Source organism: Blastocatellia bacterium, from assembly GCA_025055075.1.
Lineage (GTDB): Bacteria > Acidobacteriota > Blastocatellia > HR10 > HR10 > HR10.
Genome location: JANWYV010000004.1, coordinates 57434 through 77498, shown reverse-complemented (window position 1 = coordinate 77498; position 20065 = coordinate 57434). Strand labels below are relative to the sequence as shown.

The 20065-nt window shown below is 61.2% G+C and carries 18 protein-coding genes; 8 read left to right on the top strand and 10 right to left on the bottom strand.

The features are described 5' to 3' along the window. Positions 1-19: 19 nt before the first annotated feature. The 4 genes from NZ746_00900 (at position 20) to NZ746_00885 (ending at position 4103) form a co-directional block, all read left to right on the top strand. Positions 20-610 (top strand): macro domain-containing protein, encoded by a 591-nt coding sequence (locus NZ746_00900; GenBank protein ID MCS6815915.1) that lies wholly within the window; start codon positions 20-22, stop codon positions 608-610. Continuing rightward, on the top strand, positions 607-1608 hold the full coding sequence (locus NZ746_00895) for a M20/M25/M40 family metallo-hydrolase (protein ID MCS6815914.1): 1002 nt from the start codon (positions 607-609) through the stop codon (positions 1606-1608). Before NZ746_00900 ends, NZ746_00895 begins: the two co-directional genes overlap by 4 nt. 78 nt (positions 1609-1686) lie before the next feature. Further along, the gene (locus tag NZ746_00890) at positions 1687-2706 is read left to right on the top strand and encodes a P1 family peptidase (protein ID MCS6815913.1); all 1020 of its coding nucleotides are present in this window, start codon (positions 1687-1689) and stop codon (positions 2704-2706) included. After that, a complete protein-coding gene (locus NZ746_00885) occupies positions 2703-4103 on the top strand; it encodes a sodium:solute symporter family protein (protein MCS6815912.1) in 1401 nt (466 codons plus the stop codon). The genes NZ746_00890 and NZ746_00885 overlap by 4 nt, the downstream gene beginning before the upstream one ends. Positions 4104-4184: 81 nt before the next feature. On the opposite strand, the gene NZ746_00880 is transcribed toward NZ746_00885, so the two are convergent. From NZ746_00880 to NZ746_00870, 3 genes are all read right to left on the bottom strand, one after another. Continuing rightward, positions 4185-4616 carry an STAS domain-containing protein gene (locus NZ746_00880; protein ID MCS6815911.1) on the bottom strand — a complete coding sequence of 144 codons (432 nt, stop codon included), beginning with the start codon at positions 4614-4616 and terminating at the stop codon, positions 4185-4187. A gap of 296 nt (positions 4617-4912) precedes the next feature. After that, complete coding sequence (locus NZ746_00875; GenBank protein MCS6815910.1) at positions 4913-7210, bottom strand: hypothetical protein; 2298 nt, start codon at positions 7208-7210, stop codon at positions 4913-4915. 93 nt (positions 7211-7303) lie between these two features. Then, positions 7304-9178, bottom strand: coding sequence for a hypothetical protein (locus tag NZ746_00870; GenBank protein MCS6815909.1), 1875 nt, complete (start codon positions 9176-9178; stop codon positions 7304-7306). A 46-nt stretch (positions 9179-9224) separates the two neighbouring features. On the opposite strand from NZ746_00870, the gene NZ746_00865 reads away from it, so the two are divergent. Then, positions 9225-9824: a molybdenum cofactor guanylyltransferase gene (locus NZ746_00865; GenBank protein ID MCS6815908.1), complete on the top strand. Its 600-nt coding sequence runs from the start codon at positions 9225-9227 to the stop codon at positions 9822-9824. Positions 9825-9863: 39 nt separating this feature from the next. Here NZ746_00865 and NZ746_00860 read toward each other — a convergent pair whose 3' ends face one another. Then, the gene (locus NZ746_00860; GenBank protein MCS6815907.1) at positions 9864-10817 is read right to left on the bottom strand and encodes a PDZ domain-containing protein; all 954 of its coding nucleotides are present in this window, start codon (positions 10815-10817) and stop codon (positions 9864-9866) included. Between the two features lie 179 nt (positions 10818-10996). Here NZ746_00860 and ttcA point away from each other — a divergent pair, with 179 nt between their 5' ends. Then, positions 10997-11875 (top strand): tRNA 2-thiocytidine(32) synthetase TtcA, encoded by an 879-nt coding sequence (gene ttcA / locus NZ746_00855; protein MCS6815906.1) that lies wholly within the window; start codon positions 10997-10999, stop codon positions 11873-11875. 12 nt (positions 11876-11887) lie between these two features. On the opposite strand, the gene NZ746_00850 is transcribed toward ttcA, so the two are convergent. Both NZ746_00850 and NZ746_00845 read right to left on the bottom strand, forming a co-directional pair. Next, entirely contained in the window at positions 11888-13033 is a 1146-nt protein-coding gene (locus NZ746_00850) for a glycosyltransferase family 4 protein (protein ID MCS6815905.1), read from the bottom strand. Further along, positions 12997-13956: a glycosyltransferase family 2 protein gene (locus NZ746_00845; protein ID MCS6815904.1), complete on the bottom strand. Its 960-nt coding sequence runs from the start codon at positions 13954-13956 to the stop codon at positions 12997-12999. Before NZ746_00845 ends, NZ746_00850 begins: the two co-directional genes overlap by 37 nt. Positions 13957-14025: 69 nt before the next feature. Between NZ746_00845 and NZ746_00840 the strand changes: the two genes are divergently transcribed. Further along, a complete protein-coding gene (locus NZ746_00840) occupies positions 14026-14499 on the top strand; it encodes a hypothetical protein (GenBank protein ID MCS6815903.1) in 474 nt (157 codons plus the stop codon). An 11-nt stretch (positions 14500-14510) separates the two neighbouring features. On the opposite strand, the gene NZ746_00835 is transcribed toward NZ746_00840, so the two are convergent. Then, the gene (locus tag NZ746_00835) at positions 14511-14945 is read right to left on the bottom strand and encodes a DUF2752 domain-containing protein (GenBank protein MCS6815902.1); all 435 of its coding nucleotides are present in this window, start codon (positions 14943-14945) and stop codon (positions 14511-14513) included. A gap of 98 nt (positions 14946-15043) precedes the next feature. Beyond that, positions 15044-15454, bottom strand: coding sequence for a DUF4234 domain-containing protein (locus NZ746_00830; protein ID MCS6815901.1), 411 nt, complete (start codon positions 15452-15454; stop codon positions 15044-15046). A 364-nt stretch (positions 15455-15818) separates the two neighbouring features. On the opposite strand from NZ746_00830, the gene NZ746_00825 reads away from it, so the two are divergent. Next, positions 15819-17720, top strand: a complete 1902-nt coding sequence (locus NZ746_00825; GenBank protein ID MCS6815900.1) for a thioredoxin-like domain-containing protein — start codon at positions 15819-15821, stop codon at positions 17718-17720. A gap of 125 nt (positions 17721-17845) precedes the next feature. On the opposite strand, the gene era is transcribed toward NZ746_00825, so the two are convergent. Together era and NZ746_00815 are read right to left on the bottom strand one after the other, a co-directional pair. After that, positions 17846-18784: a GTPase Era gene (gene era, locus NZ746_00820; GenBank protein ID MCS6815899.1), complete on the bottom strand. Its 939-nt coding sequence runs from the start codon at positions 18782-18784 to the stop codon at positions 17846-17848. Further along, positions 18762-20054, bottom strand: a complete 1293-nt coding sequence (locus NZ746_00815; protein MCS6815898.1) for a hemolysin family protein — start codon at positions 20052-20054, stop codon at positions 18762-18764. Before NZ746_00815 ends, era begins: the two co-directional genes overlap by 23 nt. Positions 20055-20065 lie beyond the last annotated feature (11 nt).

Genomic DNA, 20065 nt, shown 5'->3' with positions numbered 1-20065 from the left:
GCGATGAGGAGGCGACGCGATGAACGAGGTGAAGGCGGAACATGTGCTCCCATCCGGACAAATCATTCGGCTCGTTCACGGTGACATCACCGAAGAGCGGGTGGACGCTATCGTCAACGCGGCGAATTCGCACTTGGCGCATGGAGGAGGGGTGGCCGCGGCGATCGTGCGCAAAGGGGGAGAGGTGATCCAGCGAGAGAGCGATGCATGGGTGCGCCAGCATGGGCCGGTCCCGACTGGAAGCGCGGCGATCACAAGCGCTGGCGCGCTGCCGTGTCGCGCCGTCATTCATGCCGTTGGGCCGATCTGGCGAGGGGGAAGCGAGGGCGAAGAGGAACAGTTGCGATCGGCTGCACGTTCCAGCTTCGCGCTCGCTGCCGAGCGCGGATTCGCGAGCCTCGCGCTTCCGGCGATTAGCGCTGGGATCTTTGGCTTCCCGGTTGATCGCTGCGCCGAAATCCTGCTTGAGGCCGCCCGCGACTTCTTGCGCGCGCACCCAGAGAGTTCGCTGAGAGAGATCCGGTTCGTCCTTTTCGATGCGCTGACGCTCGAAGCCTTCTTGAAGGCCTTTCATCGCATCTTCGAGTCCCCCGCGGAGCCTCACGCATGAACCATCCGGCCTTCTTGACGCCTGACGAAGAGCGCGTCCTCGCGCGCGTGGACGAAATGGCCGAGGAGATGTTCGACTTCCTGGCGCGCGTGATTCGCATTCCCACGGTGAATCCGCCCGGGGAGAACTATGCCGAGTGCGCAGCGCTGGTGCAGGAGCAACTGATGAGTTTCGGGTACGAGGTGGTGCGTCTCACGGCCGTCGAGTCTCCGGCTCACAGCGCGTGCTATCCGCGAGTGAACGTCGTGGGTCGCTTCGCGCGATGCGGACCGGGACGCACCGTCCATTTGAGCGCGCGCGTGGATGTCGTCCCGCCCGGAACGGGGTGGACTGTGGAACCGTTCGGTGGGCTCATTCGCGAGAGGAAGATTTTCGGACGTGGGGCCGCAGATGCGAAGGCGGGATTGGCGATGAATCTTTACGCGGTGGAAGCGCTGCGCCGCGCGCATGTTGCTTTCGACGGCGTGCTTGAGGTGAGCGCGACCGTAGACGGGGAGAGTGGCGGAGAAGCTGGCATGGGGTACCTGGTGGATGCGGGAATCGTGCGCGCCGGACAGACCGATCACGTGCTCATTGCCGCAGCTTGCGGCGTGGAGCGCCTTCGCTTCGCTCCTCGCCACGAGCCTTCGCGTGGGCGCCTCGTCGAAGCGCCAGTTGAACGAAGCGCGCCTGTGCTCCTGTTGGCATCGGAAGCGCCGATGGAGATGCGCCTCGCGCGCGCGATGGATCGCGCCATTCGTTGCGTGCTCGTTCGCCCGCCGGAATGCGTGGTTGGCCCAGCCACATCCGAATGCGCACACCTCGAACGAAGCGGCGTTCGAGAATATCTTCTGTACGGGCCCGGACGCTTCGAGCTAGCGCGGCAGCCGGATGAGTACTGCCGCTTGGAAGATGTGGTGGCGGGGTGCAAGGTGCTTGCCCTCGCCTTGCTTCGGACGCTGCGGGAGGACGCGGACGATTCTCCAACGCGGAGCTTCCGAACGGAGGCGTCCCATTAGATGGAGAAACTCACCCGGCGAGCATTTCATCAGCACGTGTTCTCTCTTCTCGTGGGCAGCGTCCTTGGGAGAGGGAAGATGTCGGAAGCTCATGAATGGAGGGGGCGCAGAGAGATGTCGCCATCCGGAGGGATAACCGATGTCCCCGGAATCAAGGTCGGTCACTTCACGCATTCGCAACGTCCTACCGGGTGCACGGTCGTCCTCGTCGAAGAGGGTGCCATCGCCGGCGTGGACGTGCGCGGATCGGCTCCGGGAACGCGCGAGACGGACTTGCTCAATCCCATTCACACGGTGCAAAAAGTGCATGCGATCGTGCTCGCTGGTGGAAGCGCGTTTGGCTTGGATGCCGCCTCTGGTGTCATGCAGTATCTCGAAGAGCGCGGCATTGGGTTTGAGACGCGCGTGGCGAAAGTTCCGATCGTCCCGGCGGCCATCCTATTCGATCTCGCGTTGGGCGATCCCCGGATTCGCCCGGATCGCGAAGCGGGATATCGGGCGTGCGCGCGCGCCTCTAGCGGGCCCGTCGAAGAAGGAAATGTTGGCGCAGGAGCGGGAGCGACCGTGGGGAAGTTGTTCGGTTTGGAGCGCGCGATGAAGGGAGGCGTGGGAACGGCTAGTCTTCGCGTGGGCGAGGTGGTCGTGGCCGCGCTCGTCGTCGTGAATGCTGTAGGGGACATCGTGGATCCCCAAACGGGGCGTATTCTGGCAGGCGTGCGCACGCCGGATGGCAAGCGCTTGGCCGATGCCATGGCCTTGCTTCGTCGAGGGGAAAGCCCGGCTCGATTGCGACCCGGAGAGAATACGACTATTGGCGTCATCGCGACCAACGCGGCCTTCGATAAGGCGGGGATGACCAAGATCGCGCAGATGGGACATGATGGGCTCGCCCGCTCCATTCGTCCCGTGCATATGCCCTTTGATGGAGACACCCTGTTCGCGCTTTCGACGGGACAGGTGCGCGGCAGCGATCTCGGAGTCGTAGGCGCGTTGGCGGCCGAGGTCGTTGCCGAGGCCGTCGTTCGCGCTATCTTGAAGGCGGAAGGACTGCCGGGCTATCCCGCTGCGCGCGACCTCATGCACGCCGAGACGCGATGAACGAATACGTCCTCCTCTTGCTCCTCTACTCCGGAGCGCTCATCGCCCTCGGCATCATCGCTTCTCGTTCAGTTCGCACGGCCGCTGATTTCTTCGTTGCGCGCCGGAAGTTGGGATCGGGCTTGCTCTTCGCTACGCTCCTGGCAGCCAATATCGGAGCAGGATCTACGGTTGGAGCGGCCGGACTCGGATACCAGTTCGGGCTCTCCGGGTGGTGGTGGGTGGGATCAGCGGGGCTCGGGAGCTTGATCCTCGCGCTTGTGATTGGCCCGAAGCTCTGGGCCCTTGCCGCGCAGCACGGATTCTACACGGTCGGGGATTATCTGGAACATCGTTACGGTCGCACTGTGCGCAGCGTCATTGCCGTCATCCTGTGGATGGGATCGCTCGCCATCCTTGCCGGTCAGTGGATCGCCGTCGCATGGATTTTGAACGTCGTCGCCGGCGTGCCGAAGCCTCTCGGATGCGCACTGGGTGGCCTCGTCACAATCCTTTACTTCGCCGTCGGCGGATTAGTCTCGGCCGCATGGGTGAACGTCGTTCAGGTCGTCGTGAAATTGAGTGGATTTTCGCTCGCCTTCTGGTTCGTACTCGATCGCGCAGACGGATGGACGGGCGTGCAAGAGACGATGCGCGCTCATGATGTCGTCGGCTCGTCATATTTCGAGTTCCTGGGATTCGGGGGAGACCGTGCTCTCGCCTATTTCCTCATGCTCGCGCCTTCGTTCATCGTCTCTCCGGGATTGTTGCAGAAGGTGTATGGAGCGCGTTCGGCGCGCGCCGTGCGAATCGGCGTGGGGGCGAATGCTGGCGCCTTACTGCTCTTCGCATTCTTCCCAGTGGTGATCGGTATGGCCACGCGGGCCGCGCATGCCGATTTGGCGAATCGCGAACTGGCTTTACCAGTGGCCCTCGTCTCGATGTTGCCTGTGTGGTTGGGAGGCGTACTGCTTGCAGCGATCTTCTCGGCTGAGGTGAGCTCAGCGGACGCTGTCCTCTTCATGCTCTCGACCTCGCTCGCGCAGGATCTATACAAGCGGTTCCTGCGGCCAGAGGCCTCCGAGCAAGAGCTACTGCGCACAAGCCGTCGCGCCGCCGTTCTGGCCGGAATTCTGGGCATCGTGTTGGCCATCGTGCTCCCCTCGGTCATCGCCGCCCTTTCGATCTTCTACACGCTTCTCTCGGTCGCGCTCTTTGTCCCGCTGATCCTCGGGCTCTTCTCAACGCGTCCGAAGGAGCGAGACGCGCTCGGAGCGATCGCGATCGGGCTCATCGTGACCGCTGTTGCGCATCTGGTGATCAACAGTCAGAATAGGACCGGTTCGCCTCCAATTGCTTTTGGGCTTCTGGCCTCTTTCGGAGCAATGTTGCCAGCGCTCCTTCGTCCTCGGCGTTGATGGGGCAGACGCCAATCTCTCGTTCGATGCGTTCCCGAAGGCTCTCTTACGGCATGAGGCGGAGGGCCAGGGGGCGAAATCCTACGATTGCTTCTTGTCGCTCTCCTCGGTGAGAGGGAGTCGTGGAAAGCGGCGTGACTCATCACCCACTTCGAAGCGATTGAGCTCGCGGGCATCCTCAAGGAGTGTCAACGCCTTATTGAGATTCGCCAGTCGAATGAGGCGCGCCACACGTCCATTTCGGATGAGGAATCTCACTGGGCGATCTTGGCTTTGGCCCAGAGTGTGTGCCTTCACCAATTCACCGACGCCCCGAGCGTCTATATCGGTGAGCTCTCGAAGGTCCACGATGATGGCGCGCGCGTTCGAGTGCAGCGCCGTAGCGACGGCCGAGCTGAAGATGGGGACAGTCGCGACCGTGAGCTTCCCCTCGGCCCTCAACAGAAGGCTCTCGCCCATCGGACGCGGTATGATCTGCAACGCCGGTGTCCTCTTCGCCTTTGCACCCATCATCGTCCTGAGTCCGACCATCGAATCTGTCCTCGGTGACCGAAAAATGGGATGAAAAGACGCCGAGATAGGATGCCCGAGCTTCGGATGTTTTCTCGCCTCCTTATTCGTTCCGGTCGCGGGATGCCCTCCGCGAGGAAAAGGCAAATGTGTTGGAGAGTACCCGACTCTTCCCTCGCCGCAGGAAGGCGAGCAAATAGGTGAAATCACGTGGCGGGCGGCATTTGACGGGACTCACCCGTGAGGCATGCCGAAACGCTGGCGCGAGATTTCTCGACGTCTCAGCGAATCATCCTGGATCACGGGATCATGAGGGTCACTTTTCGCGAGCCGACATTCCCCTGCAGGTCGAAGACGCGCACCGTGATGGTGTGCTCTCCCGAGGTCTCGAATTCGGCGCGGACGGTGAACGTCTCTTCCGGCGAATCAGCGATGCCGTCATCGGGGAGGAGCTGCCGCCATCGCCCGCCATCAATGCTGACCTCAGCGCGCGCGATATTGCTCGTCGCATCCGCAGCCGTGAACGTCACCTCCGCGCGCCGCCCAGAAAGGCGAGGTTCCGTCGCACGAATCAAGGGCGGCGTGTTATCAATGAGGATCGGCTCGGTGAGCCGCTCCGCCTCGAGCGCGCGTTCCGGGGAGTTCGAAGGAAGATCGCTGACGACGAGCCGAAAGACGTACCATCCATCGGGGAGCGTTTCCGTATCGAGCGTATAAAATGTCTGCGTGAGGTCGCGAACGAGCGGTCGCCATTGTCCTTCGCTCACCGTTCGAGAGAAGAGACTGTAGACGAGTTGATCGCCGTTGGGATCGCTCGCGTTCCATTGAAAGGAGCGCGCTCCTCGTTGGTACACGCGTCGTGGGGGAACATTGGCGCTTATCCCGAAGATCGCGGGATCCAAACCAGAGCTGAGGATGCCCGGGTCAATCGGCTGTTGGGGTACTTCTTGCAAAGCGACGCCTGCGGGAAGGACCTCGAACGAAGTGATCGTCGGTTTCACGTTCTGCGGGAGATAGGCGATGCGCACGCCCTCGATCTGCGGACGCGCGTTCGAGCGAGAAGTTCCGGGCGTCGCGCGATCTGCGGTGAGCGTCAGGCGAAACTGGATGAATCGAGCCGGAGGGCTCGCCACTTTCCCTCCATTTCGTACCGGTGGAGACCATTCGCTCCACGTCTCATCTGGAGTCTCCGTGTTCCCCGTGCGCGTTTGGATCTCAACCTGCCCGACCTGATTCTGCCAAGTGATCGTGCCCCACTGGGCGATGAAACGCGCGTCGAAGACGGGAGATTCATAGACTCCGCGTGCTGCCCATTCCGGTCCCAGGCGGAAGAGTTTGCCCAGATTGCTCGTCGCTACAAAGAGTCCCATCTGGCTCCGCACGAAGCGCGAGATTTGCGCTTCCGAAGCTTGCACAAGGAGTGTCGCGCGGCCTTGCGAATCAACGGCGTAAATGCGCCCTTTATCGTTCGTCCCCAAGAGCACATTCCCCATTTCATCGAGCGTCGCGCAGAAGGCGCTGAAGGTGGGGGCGTTCCAGAGCGTCTCCACGTCTCCGGACGGACGGAGCCGATAGAGGACGGCGTTCACGTTTTGCGCTTCCGGCTCTACGGACGTTCCCGAGGGCGTGAGATCGAAGCTCGTGATCGTCACCGTCACACTGCCCGTGCTGCTGACGGCCGTCACCGGCGGAAGCGAGGAGGGAGATGAGGGCGCGGGCGAAGATCGCGTCTCCCGTTCGCTCAGCCCCAGCGCATAGATCGTCCCATCCGGAGCGAGCTGCAAATCGTGGATCTCGCGGACAGGAGAGTCGTAGAGAGCGAAAGCTCGACCCTCTGGCGTCACTTTCAAAACCAAGCCGCTGGGATCGGTGCCCGCGATCACGGCTCCGGTCGAGTCCACGAGCAACGCCATGATGTTCGTCTCCTTCGTGTCCACCAAAACTTCCGCGCGGCCCGTTCGGTCCACGCGATAGATGCGACCTTTGGCCCCGGTGCCGACAAAGAGCGTGCCTTGGTGGAAGGCGAGCGACCAGATGTAGGTCTCCTCCGGATCGAAGAACACCGAGCTATTGCCCTGCGGCGTCAGGCGATAGACCTTCCCTTGCGGGGAAGTCCCCACATAGAGGTTGCCCTCGTCGTCCGCGACCAAGGCCGTGACGTCCAGTTCCTCCGTATCGAGCACGAGCGTCCCTCTCCCTTGGGGATCCACGCGGAAAACTTTGCCTTCATGTCCCGTGCCCAAATAGATGTTCCCTTTCCGATCGGCGACGCTCGACCAGATGAAGGCTTGTCCAGTATCGAAGATCGGAACGAGCGCGGGCGCCAGCATGAGTCGTCCCTCGCGGGAGATGGAGATCCCATCCGGATCGCCGCGCAAATATGCGGCTTGTCCTTGAAGCTGCCAGTATTGTGTTCCGCCCCCGATCGCCGGAAGCGCGAAAAGGCCAAGGCCGAGCGAGAGGAAGAGGATCAGGAACGTCGCAAATCGTGGGATCAGTGCGGTTGAGCGAAATCCCATTCCCCAGCACATCGAGGCTCGGCGATATGGGGATGGGGGAGTTAGGGCCGAGCCTATGGGAAGGCGTTTTCCGTTCATGTCGGTCATTCTCCTTTGTGTCAGCGGGAATGAAGGATGGCGGCTTCGGCGAATCTCAGCGTCTCCAAATGCGCGCACTTGGTGTTCCACAGGTCATCGCACCACGGTGATGGAGACTTGTCGCTGGCCCGTGATCACGAACTCTCCCGGAGGCAGCTCCATCTCCTTCAGCGTCGTATAGGGGATGGATTGATACCCTCCCGCCGTGCGCTCGGATCCAATCGTCGCCAGGACGGAGGGCGGCAGGGCTGGGAGCTCTTCGTTCTTCACAATAGCTCCCAGGCTCGAGCGGACGAGCTTCACATACAATCGGTCGCTCTTGCGCAAACGATTGAGCGTGCGGATGAGTTGCGCCAGGCTCTGCACCGACCCAAGCGAGGCGGTTGCCGAGCGTCCATCATAAGCCTGGATGGCGTTCCCGTCTCCCACGATGATCGAGAGCTTGCCCGGAGGAACATCTGCTGGGATCTGAAGGGGCATGCGCTCGACGACTTCGCGGCCATCCTCGGCGCGCGCGTAGATCTGCAGTTCGATCGTCTCGCCACGCTTCACTTCGGTGCGATTGACCCACACCCGATCGAGCATGCCCACGCGCCGTTGCTCGAGCGTTTCGATCTCCAGATGAATACCTTCCAGCGTCACCTCGAAGCCGCTATTGAGCAAATAGCTCACCGGGAGAGCGACCGAGAGTGCCGCTTGCGCGGGCGCTTCGTTCATGGCTGAGAAGCGACCATCGACGAGAACATCCTCGTGCCCGCGCACTTTGATCGTCCCGCGCACGCGCACGGTCATGTCGCCGAAGCTTCGTTCGCTACCCGTGACGGCATTGAAGACCGCGAGGTTCACCAGAAGCGGCGTGAGCACGCTGTTGTTGATCATCTCGACGCGATAGGTATGGCTCCCTCCTCGGCTCTTCTTCTGCTGAATCGTCAGCGGGATCATGCGAGGGGCTTCGCCGAGAATGCCCAAGACGCCTGCCGAGCGGTCCTGCCGCAATGTCCCCACCAGCTTCTCCGTGACACCCAATTTGAATGAGTTCATCAGGCTTGGGACGACGGCGATCGTCGAAGCCTCTGAAAGCGGCATCTCGACCCCACCAAGGTTGAACAAACGGTGCCCGAAGGCGTAGACCTTCTTGTCCTCGCGCCAGGTCACCGTGCCAATCGCTTCAATCGAGAGATCACCGCGCATGAGCTGCACGCTGACGGACTTTCCTGGCGTCAGCGTCTCAGCGGTGATCGGAGCTAGCGGCGTGATGGCTGCTCCAGCGGAGATCCCAACGATGGGAAAGAAGCCCAATTTCTGCAGCTCCGGAGAGAAGCGCTCGAAAGCCTCTGGCGAGATTCCCGAAATGGACAACGGCGTCGCGATCGGAACGAGCTGCTGGCCAGAGAACGGTCGCAAACTCGCGGGCATTCGGGGATTCGGCTCGATCGGAATCCGCTCGAGGGGGAGCAGGCTTTGGAACAGACGGCTCAAAAGGTCAACGTCTCTCGCCTGCTCAAAGAGCGCAGCACTCACACGCGCCATGCCGGGGGAAGAGGATGGCGATGAAGGAGAATGAGCTTCCAGAGACTCCATCATGTCCTGGATCGGCGTAATGCCAGCGATCGGCTCCATAGCGAAGGGGAACGTATACGCGATGGCTCCCAGAAGCCGTCCGTCAATATAGACCGGACTGCCGCTCATGCCCGCGAAGATGCGCGTTCGATCAAAGCGTGGCCCCGTGAGCCGCGCGATGATGACGCTTTGTTTCGGTCCGGGCCGACCGGGTAGGACGCCGAGGATCTCCACCCCGAATTCCTCAACCTGATCTCCCTCGAACACTGTCTTGCCGATACCGTGCAGTCCCGGCCGCACTTGATCCACGGGGAAGAATCGCTCTGACGCCGACTGCGCAGAAGCACTGGCCAGGCTCCACGGGATTCCCAAGAGGAGTATGAGAATCCAACTCGCTGCTTGCCTCATACACCCGTATTGTGGCAAAAATCGGAGGAGTGGACAAGAGGGCCGAATGATCAGTGCGTTCATTCAGGCGGGAGGGGGAAGCACCCGCATGGGGCGAAATAAAGCACTTCTCCCCATTGGGGGGAGACCTTGCCTCGAATGGGTGATCACTGCCGCGCGCGCCGTGACAGCGGAGATCACAGTCGTCACCTCGGACCCTCAGGTGGGGACCTTTTGCCGAGAGCAGGGGATCGCCCTCGCTGCGGACCATTATTGTGGCATAGGACCATTGGCGGGGCTTCATATCGCGCTCTCGCGCTGTCAGAAGGAAGCCGCGCTCATTCTGGCATGTGATCTCCCCTTCCTGACGGGCGAATTCCTCGGCTTGCTTCGGGATTCCTTCCATGAAGCCGAAGCGATCGTCCCGCTCGATGCGCGAGGGCGCCCGCAGCCACTATGCGCTATCTATTCCGTCGCTTGTTTGCCCCTAGTGACCGATCTGATCGAGCAGGGCGAGCGGCGCATGAATCGCGTGCTCGAACATCTTGCCGTCCGCTTCCTCGCCTTTTCGGCGATCGCCCATTTGCCGGGCGCGGAGAACTTCTTCTGGGACCTCGATACGCCGGAGGATTACTGGCGCGCGCAGCAACGGTTCCATCAGAGATAGCCTCCCGTCGCCGCGCGCTTTGAGGAAGCATCCTACGGCTCAGAGGACGGAAGTAGAGATCGATCGGCGATAGGCATCACCGGTCGGTATCTCGTCGCGACGAAGCCTTCGCTGATAGCGCTCCAATGATTCCAGGTATTGCCGAAGCTCCCGCAAGTAGTCCCTCAAGCCCTGGCGATAGGCATCCCATCGGAAGTCGCCCTGGTTATAGTACCACGCCCACGGTCGCTCGCGGCGCTCAAGAGTCACCGTGACCTTCTGCCGCTCCTTGTTCCGGACGATCGTGAGCGAGACATTGCCTTCTTTCCTCATGAGCACGCGGGTGAACTCGCGCACATCGCGGACGTCGGTATCGTCTACAGCTACGATGACATCACCGGCGCGCAAACCCGCGCGTTCCGCTGGGCTTCCCGCCCGTACGAACGTGATCAACACGCCTCGCCCCTCGGGCACGCCGAAATATTCCCCCAATTGCTCGGTGAGATCTTGCACCCGAACGCCCAAGAGCGAATATCCCCCCAATTGCACGACGATCGGCGGGATGCGAATCTCCGGAATCCTCAGATCGAAGCGAAAGTCGGGACCGATCGCGATCGGTCGGCGAGAGCCGAGCGTGACCTTCAGCTCCTGCGTCTTGCCATCCCGCACGATCTTCACCGGCACCGTTCGTCCCGGAGGCGTCTCGCGCACGAGGCGTCCGAATTGGACTTCGCCCTCAACGCGCACGCCGTTGAATTCGATGATGACGTCGTTCGCTTTAATGCCGGCTTTGGCCGCTGGACTCTCCTCGGCGACCTCCATGACGAGGACACCGTATTCGCCGGGCGTCCGGAGCTGCTTCGCCTTCTCCGGCGTGAGATCCGTCACATAGACGCCCAGATATCCTTCGTTCGGATTCGCTCTCGGCGTCCCTTCGGCTTTGGTGCCGAGGGTCGAGGCAAGGAGAATCCCTGCCAAGAGAAACCGTCCCATTCCTACAACACTCCTCCTCATCGCTGACCTCCTGATCCTTGTTGATTCCACCCCCCATACACGCTCCGTGCACGCCCGAGTTCCAGAAAAGACGCGCGGTCACCCGAGCGCGGCGTATCCGGTCAGCGGACACGGCCGATTTGCTTTCGCTCCGGCCTTTCGGATAATATTTCAGGCCGGTGAAGGTGGTGAACGAGCCAATGATCTCTATTCGTCGGAATCACGAGGGCGAGCGCACGCGCTCGATCGAAGCGTTGGAGCGCTCGATCTTACGCCGGGTGGGGCGCGCCATCAAGGACTATCGGATGATCGAGGACGGCGATCGCGTTCTGGTAGCCATCTCTGGCGGAAAGGACAGTTGGACGCTCCTTCACGTCTTGCGCCTGCTCCAACGGCGAGCGCCCGTGCGCTTCGAGCTCTTCGCCGTCAACATTGATCAAGGGTATCCCGGATTCCGCGCCGATCTCATCGAGGAGTATTTGAAGCGCGAGGGGTACGAGTACTACATCGTCTCGAACCCCACCTATCGCATCATCCAGGAGAAACTGGAACCAGGCACAACGGCCTGCGCGTTGTGCTCGCGGCTCCGTCGAGGGACGCTCTATCGGTTGGCGAAGGAGCTGAAGGCGACGAAAATCGCCCTCGGTCATCATGCCGATGATTTGATGGTGACGTTTCTGCTCTCGGTCTTCTTCCGGGGAGAGGTTCGCACGATGCCGCCCATCCTCATCTCCGACGATGGGCAGAACATCGTCATTCGTCCGCTCTGCTACGTGTTCGAGGACGAGATCCGCCAATACGTTCCCCATACGGGAGCGCCCGTTGTCTCCTGCGCATCTCCTTATTGCGAAGACGAGACAGCACTTCGCTTTCAGATGAAAAACCTGCTCAACGAATTGGAGCGCCGGTATCCGCGCTTGAAGAATTCGCTGCTGGCGGCGTTGGGGAAAGTCAATCTCACGCATCTCATGGATCGGCGGTTCTTGCCCATATGTTCTGCCGATTCCGGGAGTACGGACAGGCGCGTCGCTCTGGCGATGCCGACGGCGTTCGAGGACATGGACGCTCGCGATGGATGAGTAATCGCGCGCTCAGGAGGCAGTGGCGCGTCGCTCGTCGAGCATTCCCGCATATACGATCTCAAATCGCGCGACGACGTACTCCGCTTCATATTCTCGGGGGAGAGCGAGGGCTTCTGGTGAATAGGGCATCGCGAGCAACTCCACAATAGCTTGAGCCAATTCCTCGGGATCGTCGCGGCTCACTGTGCGTATCGCATGGCCGCGGGCCTGAAGCTCTTCGGCGATCGCCGTTCGAACGGCGACGACGGGTTTCCCAGCCGCTAATCCTTCGAGTGGGATAAGCCCGAACGACTCCAACGGTGAGGTCGAAACGACGAGGTCGGCGGCGCCATAGGCGCGGTGAGCATCTTCGGGCTCATCAACGAAGCGAAGGCGCGTTTCGACCCCTAGAGCGCGGGCGAGCCGTTGCAGTTCACGACGATACGCTTCATTCGTCGCTCGTCCGTGCGTGCGTCCGAGGAAGATGATCCGAGCCTCGGGAAGCTGGCGAAAGATTGTCGGAGCCGCGCGCACGAGCAGGAGTTGGTTCTTCCCGGGCATAATGTGCGAGGGGCAAAGAAGAATAGGCGAACGATCTCCCCAAGCGCGACGCAGGTCTGCCGATGATGACTCTCTCACATACGCGCGAATGCGTTCGACATCCACACCGTTTTCGATGACGAGGAGCCGCGAAGCGAAGTCGGTCCAGGCGGCTCGGAGATTTTCGTGGACGAGAACGATGCGAGAAGCGAGCTTCCCGACGAGGGCTTGCCACATTCGATAGAGCCATGGCGGGTAAGATTCGAGCGCTTCGTGTACATGGTAGAGACACGACACGCCCGCTCTTCGTGCGGCGATCCCCGCCCACAGTGTGTACACGCCATTGACGTGTACGAGATCGGGACGCCAAGTGCGGATGAGTCGTTCGAGGCGATGCACCGTTTGGGGGAATTCCAAGAGATGGCGAGCGATCGCCGACGGGGAGCGCCGAATGGGCGTCATGGGGACGAAGACGATGGATCCGAGATCCTCGGCGTGGACCCGCGCCAGGGGACCGGGTCCCGGGAGGACGACGAGCGTCTCATGCCTACGCCGCCGCAGATGCTTCGCCAAAAGAGCGAGCATACGTCCGGCGCCGGTCAGATGTGGGCTCGGATGGATGAAGAGCACGCGCATGATGAGCTCTCTGTCACGCGGTGCGCGAGCGCGTATTTCAACAGTACGGCATCCCTGCGGAGGCGCGTTCGATTTCCGCGAAAGAGGGCGCGCGCCAGATCGAGCGAAAGCATGCGGAGAATGAGAATGAGGGCGAGTCCCAGACGGAAGAGGAGAACGTGCCAGCGTCCTCCGTGTTTGGCGAAATAGCGCAGGTTCGACTTCACGGCTTCGATCTCTCGTCGTTGTTCATCCTGGCGACTGCTCGCTCCATGATGATGAAGGAGGATGAGGTCGGGAGCGCAGGCGACTTTATATCCAGCTCGACGCATGCGGGCAATCCAATCGGCATCTTCGCCGTAGAGGAAGAAGCCTTCGTCCAACAACCCGACGGTCTCCAGGACCTCGCGCCGCACGATCATCGCCGCACCGGAGATGGACTCGGTCTCGTAGAAAGACCCCGAGGGATCAAGCGGCTTCAGATAAAGGGGGATCTCGCGGCGCCGGGGGATACTGTATTGGGCGAGCGTCCCCAGCAGAGATTTCGCGCGCGCTGCCGAATAATGCTGTGTGCGCCCGTCCGGGTAGATCAATCGGGGGCCGGCCGCGCCGACCTCCGGATGGGCATCGAGCCGACGAAGCAGTGGGCCGAGCACGTCTGCGCACAATTCCGTGTCGCTGTTCAGCAACATGAGGTATCGCCCGCGTGCTCGCCGTAAGCCCTGATTGCAGGCGCGCGCGAATCCCACATTCGTCGTATTCTCGACGAGCTGGATGTCGGGGAATTCCTCTCGCACTCGGCGGGCCGTACCGTCTTCGGACGCGTTGTCCACGACGATGACTTCGATCGGAAGATCGCGCGTGAAGGCGAAGAGAGAGCGCAGGCAGCGCTCCGTCAGCTCGCGCGTATTGTAGCTCACGATGACGATCGAAAGATCGGGCATGGCGCTCGGCTCCTGACGGCTTGAAGATTATACCCACTCGGGCTAATATTGGCATGACGCGAGGCGGATATGCCGACGTTCAGAGAGATGAAGACGTATCGGGGACAGCGGCTCCGGCTCGATCTGCCGGAGCTTCTGGAGTACGCCCGGTTCGAGCTTTCGCGGAATCGCCCCCTGCGCCTGGAGATGTCCGGGCCCACGATGCGGCCGACGATCGAAGAAGGCGATATTCTCACCATCGAACCCGTGGATGTGACGACGATTCGTCCGCACGACATCGTGCTCTATGCGACGAGCAGTGGCACAGCCGTCGTGCAGCGCGTGATCGCCCTCGAAGAGCGCGGCGGATGCACCTATGCCATCACGCGCGGGGATCGCGCGGAGTTCCCCAGCACGCCTATCGCTTTGCACCAGATCCTCGGGCGCGTTGTTGCTATTGAGCGTCGCAGAAGCGGACGTACGATCTCCCTGAAGCGAGGGCTTCCCCTGAAGGAGCGGCTTCGTCATTTGTTGCACCGCTTCTTTGGCCGGAAGCGAACGTGAGCGTCGCGCTTTCACAAGCGACTCAACCAGCCCTGGCGGAAAAGCTCGCTTGCTTCCCCCTTGACGATGAGAGCGATCAAGCGAATCCCCCATACGCCCAGGACCAGGGCGAGAGCTAGGCCAATGGTCCACGAGGTCATCAGAATGCGCTCGCCGAGAGCGCTGAGGTGGCGGAACGGAGCGCGCGAGGGAAGGATGGCCTTCGAGAACGCGGAGAGCCCGAAGAGCAACCATCCGAGCGCGACGATCGGACTGAGCGGATGAAGGGAGAGGGCTCGTTCCCATTGCCCCTGCACCAGTGCGCCGAATGCGCGCGTCATTCCGCATCCCGGGCACGGCCACCCCGTGAGCCAGCGAAACGGGCAAAAGAGCAGTGAAGTCGTCGGGGCCGAGGTCGTCAAGTACACGAGAAGCGCTGCCAGCGCAACCAGAAGAAGTTCGCCCAAAGCCTCCGTGCGCTCTCCCAATGGAGCGCATCGCCGCGAGTCTCCTTCCCGGTGTGGCGCGAGCCTTTGTCGGCTCCATTCCCCTGCGCTTCCGATTCTCATGTCCGTCCTTCCACGACCCGCCAGATGCGATTTAATTCGCTTTGCATGAGCGCCAGGCTCACCAAGCCCAAGCTCAAGATGCCGAGGATGAGGGAGATCACCGGCAATTCCCCACCGCTCAATCCGACGCGGCGCTTCAGTTCCACGACGAGCGAGGAATACCGGTAGAGGAGGTAAAACCACCAGATGCCGCAGGTGATAGCGGCCAGCAGAAGGTCTAATCCGGGGCGCAATTCCTCGTGCACGAGTGCTCGGCGCAGATCGCGGCCGATCAGATACATCCACAGAGGTGCGAAGAGGCCACAACTGAGCAGCGATAGGATGACATAGAGTACCACGTTCCGTTCCGGACCCGGTGCGCCGAAGAACGTGCGGGAATACGCCTGGAATCCCCTCCATTCCTCCATCGAGGAGTATGGCTTCCCTTCGACTACGGGAGGTGGCGAGGCGAAGAGGCTTCGATATCCACTCGACTCCTCCTCCGGAGAGGAAGATACGCGCCACCCACAACGGGTGCAGAATTTCGCCCCCGAGCGAATCGGAGCACCGCATTGCGCGCAATAGATCCGAGCCGCGTCGCTCACCGGCGCTCATTATGAGGCAAGGAAGGAAGACCTGGCAATAGCGGCGCGATTGCTCCGCACCGGAAGTTCTGGTAGCATGTTGGCTTCAAACCGCATGGCGAGAGACGGGAAAATCCTCATGATCCCCGTCGTCTTGATGGCGCTCTCCATCAAGAGCGCGGGGCCCGTGTCGAAGGAGGGGCAGCGAATGTCCGAGGATTACATGGGGAAGGTGACGGCGCCGGAATTTCCGGAAGGCTTGGAATGGTTGAATACGAAGCGTCCGCTCACGCTCCGCGAACTGCGCGGAAAAGTCGTGCTGCTCGATTTTTGGACCTACTGCTGCATCAACTGCATGCACATTCTCCCGGAGTTGAAGAAGTTGGAGCGGCGATTCGAGCGCGAGCTGGTCGTCATTGGAGTGCATTCGGCCAAATTCCCCGCCGAGCGGGAGACCGAGAACATCCGCCAGGCGATCTTGCGCTACGAGATCGAGCATCCGGTGGTGAACGATCGCGACATGCTCGTCTGGCGGCTCTACGGCGCGCGCGCATGGCCAACGCTGGTGCTCATTGACCCACGGGGGAAGATCGTCGGACAAGTCGCGGGCGAGATCACGGCTGAGGTTTTCGGAGCGGTGATCGCCGAGGTGATCCGCACCTTCGACGCGCGGGGAGAGATTGATCGTCGGCCCATTCGATTCGATCTTGAACGGGAGCGCGTGCCGGAGCCGGTGCTCTCCTTCCCGGGGAAGGTCCTCGCCGACGCTGCCTCTGGGCGTCTCTTCATCGCTGATTCGAATCACAATCGCATCGTGGTGGCCTCGCTCACCGATGGGACGATCCTGGACGTGATTGGACACGGGGAGGCCGGATTGCGAGATGGGGATTTCGAGACGGCGCAATTCAATCATCCGCAAGGGATGGCTCTGCGCGGCGACACACTGTACATCGCCGATACGGAGAATCACGCTATTCGCGAAGCGGATTTGAAGGCCCGCACGGTGAGGACGATTGCGGGGACAGGATATCAATTGCGCCGTCTGTTCCATTCGGGAGGGCCAGCGCTTCAGGTGGATTTGAATTCGCCGTGGGATCTCCTCTTTCTGGACGATCGGCTCTACATCGCCATGGCCGGCTCACATCAACTCTGGGTGCTGGATTTGAAGGCGAAGACCGTGATGCCGTATGCGGGGAGTGGATATGAAGGATGCCAAGATGGACCTCTACTGGAGGCGTCGCTTGCTCAACCGAGTGGGCTGACGACCGATGGCCAGCGGCTCTATGTCGCCGATAGCGAGGCGAGCGCCATTCGCGCCGTTGACCTCGATCCGCGCGGGCGCGTGGAGACGCTCGTCGGCGAAGACCTCTTCGTCTTCGGCGATCGCGATGGGCCAAGCTCTCGAGCCCGATTGCAACATCCGCTCGGCGTGGCATTTCACGAGGGCGTCATTTACGTGGCCGACACGTACAACAACAAGATCAAGAAGCTCTTCCCCACCGTGCGGCAGGTCGTCACATTTCTCGGCACTGGGGAAGCCGGATTGCGCGATGGCGAGCGCCCGCTCTTCGATGAGCCCGCGGGAATCAGCGTCGCCAACGGGAAGCTCTACATCGCCGATACGAACAATCACGTCATTCGCGTCGCTGATCTGCAGACGGGACGTGTCGCCACGCTGGAATTGAAGGGCGTGGAGCGGCTGCGTCCGCGTGGGAAGGCGGCTTCCGTCTCCCCCGTGTTGATTGGGCCCGCACAACGGGTGGCAGCGGGTGCGGGAACGCTTACTCTCTCGTTACGCTTACCCAAGGACCATAAGGTGAACGAACAAGCCCCCTCATTGATTTCGCTGCGCGTCGAAGGAGATCCCGTCGTGCGCTTCGATCAGGAGCAGACGACGCTGACGCTTCGCCGTCCAACGTTCCCCATCTCGCTCCCCGTCGTCTTCCGTGAGGGAAAGGGTCGGCTCATCGTCGAATGGACGCTCTACTATTGTCGTTCTGACCTCACCGGCCTCTGCTATTTCACCGAAGCCCGCCAGGAAATCCCCCTTGAGGTTGGATCCGGCGGGACCTCTCCGCGTCTCTCTCTCGCGTATGAAGTGAGGCACTGATGGCCGCGGTGAAGTCTAGAAGGCCGCTCGCCACATTCAGGAAGCGCTCACTTCCTGGATGACGCTGAGGACGCACTGCAGATGGAGGAATCGCCCTTCGTCGGTCTTCGCCGAAAGATCCTCCGTCAACGTTCCAAACCAAGTTGCGTGAGCAGGGCGTCGTTCTCGCGCCACTTCTCGCGAACTTTGACGTAAAGCTCCAGGAAGACCTTTTTCCCGAACAGGAATTCGATCTCTTGGCGGGCGAGCGTGCCGATCTTCTTCAAGCGTTCGCCTCCTTTGCCGATGATGATCGGCTTTTGCGACTCGCGCTCGACCAAGATCACGCAGTGGATGCGGAGCAGGTTCCCCTCCTCTTTGAAGCTCTCCGTATAGACCGCCGTGACATAGGGGATCTCATCGCGCGTGATCATGAGGATCTTCTCGCGCACGATCTCGGCCACCAGGAGCCGTTCGGGTTGATCGGTGATCTCGCCCTCGGGATAATACAAGGGACCTTCCGGGAGATGTTCGAAGAGGCGGCGAAGGAGTAGGTCCACGTTCTCCCCCGTGAGAGCCGAGAGGGGGATGTATTCCTTGAAGTCGTATTCGCGGCGATAGAGATCAATGAGCGGGAGAAGCTGGCGCTTGTCGGCCAGCCGATCAATCTTGTTCAGGAGCAAAAAGGCCGGCTTCTCCGCTCGCTTCACCATCTCTAGCACAAAGCGATCGCCCCCTCCGAAGGGCTCGGTCACATCGATCATCAAGAGCAAAAGGTCCACGTCGGCGATGGCGGCTTCGACAGCGCTCATCATACGTTCGTTCATGCGGTGGATGGGTTTGTGGATCCCTGGCGTGTCCACGAAGATGATTTGCCCTTCCGGACGAGTGAGGATCCCGCGAATGCGCCAGCGCGTGGTTTGCGGTTTGTCCGAGACGGCAGCGATCTTCTGGCCGATGAGCTGATTCAAGAGCGTCGATTTTCCGACGTTCGGTCGGCCGATGAGGGCGACGAATCCGGATTTCGTCGGGCGATCAGCGACGTCTTCTGACATGAGCGATTCACCTCCGGGCAGTCGTCGCATGAGAAATTCCTCCCTCCTCTTCCGGGGAGGGGGAAGGCGGGGGGGGCGGATGAACGCGCACCGTGCGGATACGACGAGCATCGGCATCCACGACCTCGAAGCGGAAGCCCTTATATTCGATGCCCTCGCCGACAGTGGGAAGATGATCCAGATGTTTGAGGATCAATCCGGCCACCGTCGTGAAGTCGTCGCTCTCGATCTCGGTGCGGAAGAAGAGTTCGAGCTTCCGGACGTCGGTCGTCCCTTTGACGAGGAACGTCCCATCGGGTTGAGCGAGGATCTCAGCGGGCTCGGGTTGCCCTTCATCGTGGATCTCCCCGATGATCTCCTCCAGCAGATCCTCCAGCGTGACCAGGCCGGCGATGCCTCCGTATTCGTCCACGACGAGAGCGATATGAAGGCGGGCGCGCTTCATCTCCTGCAACAGCTCGGCCGCGCCTTTGGTCTCTGGCACAAAGTAGGCCGGTCGCATCGCCGCAGTGACTCGCTCATTCCCTCGGCCCGCGAGATAAGCGGCCACAAGATCGCGAAGGACAACGATCCCTTCGATGTCGTCCAAGTGCTCTCGATAGACGGGCAATCGCGAATATCGGGTCTCGACCATTGTACGAAGAGCATCCTCGATGGTCGTCTGCAGAGGAATCGCGACGATGTCGCTTCGAGGGGTCATCACATCGCGGACGCGCCGATCGCCGAGTTCCACGATGGATTGGATGAGCTGCCCTTCGGATTCCTCGATGATGCCTTCTTGTTCTCCCACGTCAATGAACGCTTGGATCTCTTCGCCGGAGCTCTCCTCCTCAGGGGGCTCAGGGGTTCGAGCTTTCGCGGCCTGAAGGGCGCGATAGATGGGATATGCTGGCGGCCAAAAGAGCGCGTAGAAAGCCGAGATCACGGGAAGCAAGCGCAAGAGCATGCGCTCGGGATCGTTCTGGACCAGGAGGCGCGGTAGGAACTGCCGAAACACGCCGACGACGAGGATCATGGCGACGAGACCTGCCGCGAGCGGATGCTCGACCTCCCAACGCTGGAACAGGAAGACGGTGGTGATGGCCAGTAAAACGGTCATCAGGTGCATCCCCATGCTGAGCGTCAGGAGCAGGCGCTGGCGGTTCTCGACGAGTTCTCGAAGCAGGCGAGAGCGAAAGCGACGTTCCTGCTCGACAAGCAGGACGCGCAATTGCACATCGCTGAGCTGCGCCAGCGCGCTCTCGAACGTCGCCAAGAGCACGAGGATCAACAGACAGGTGATGCTCGCGAGAGTCAACATAGGCGCATCGG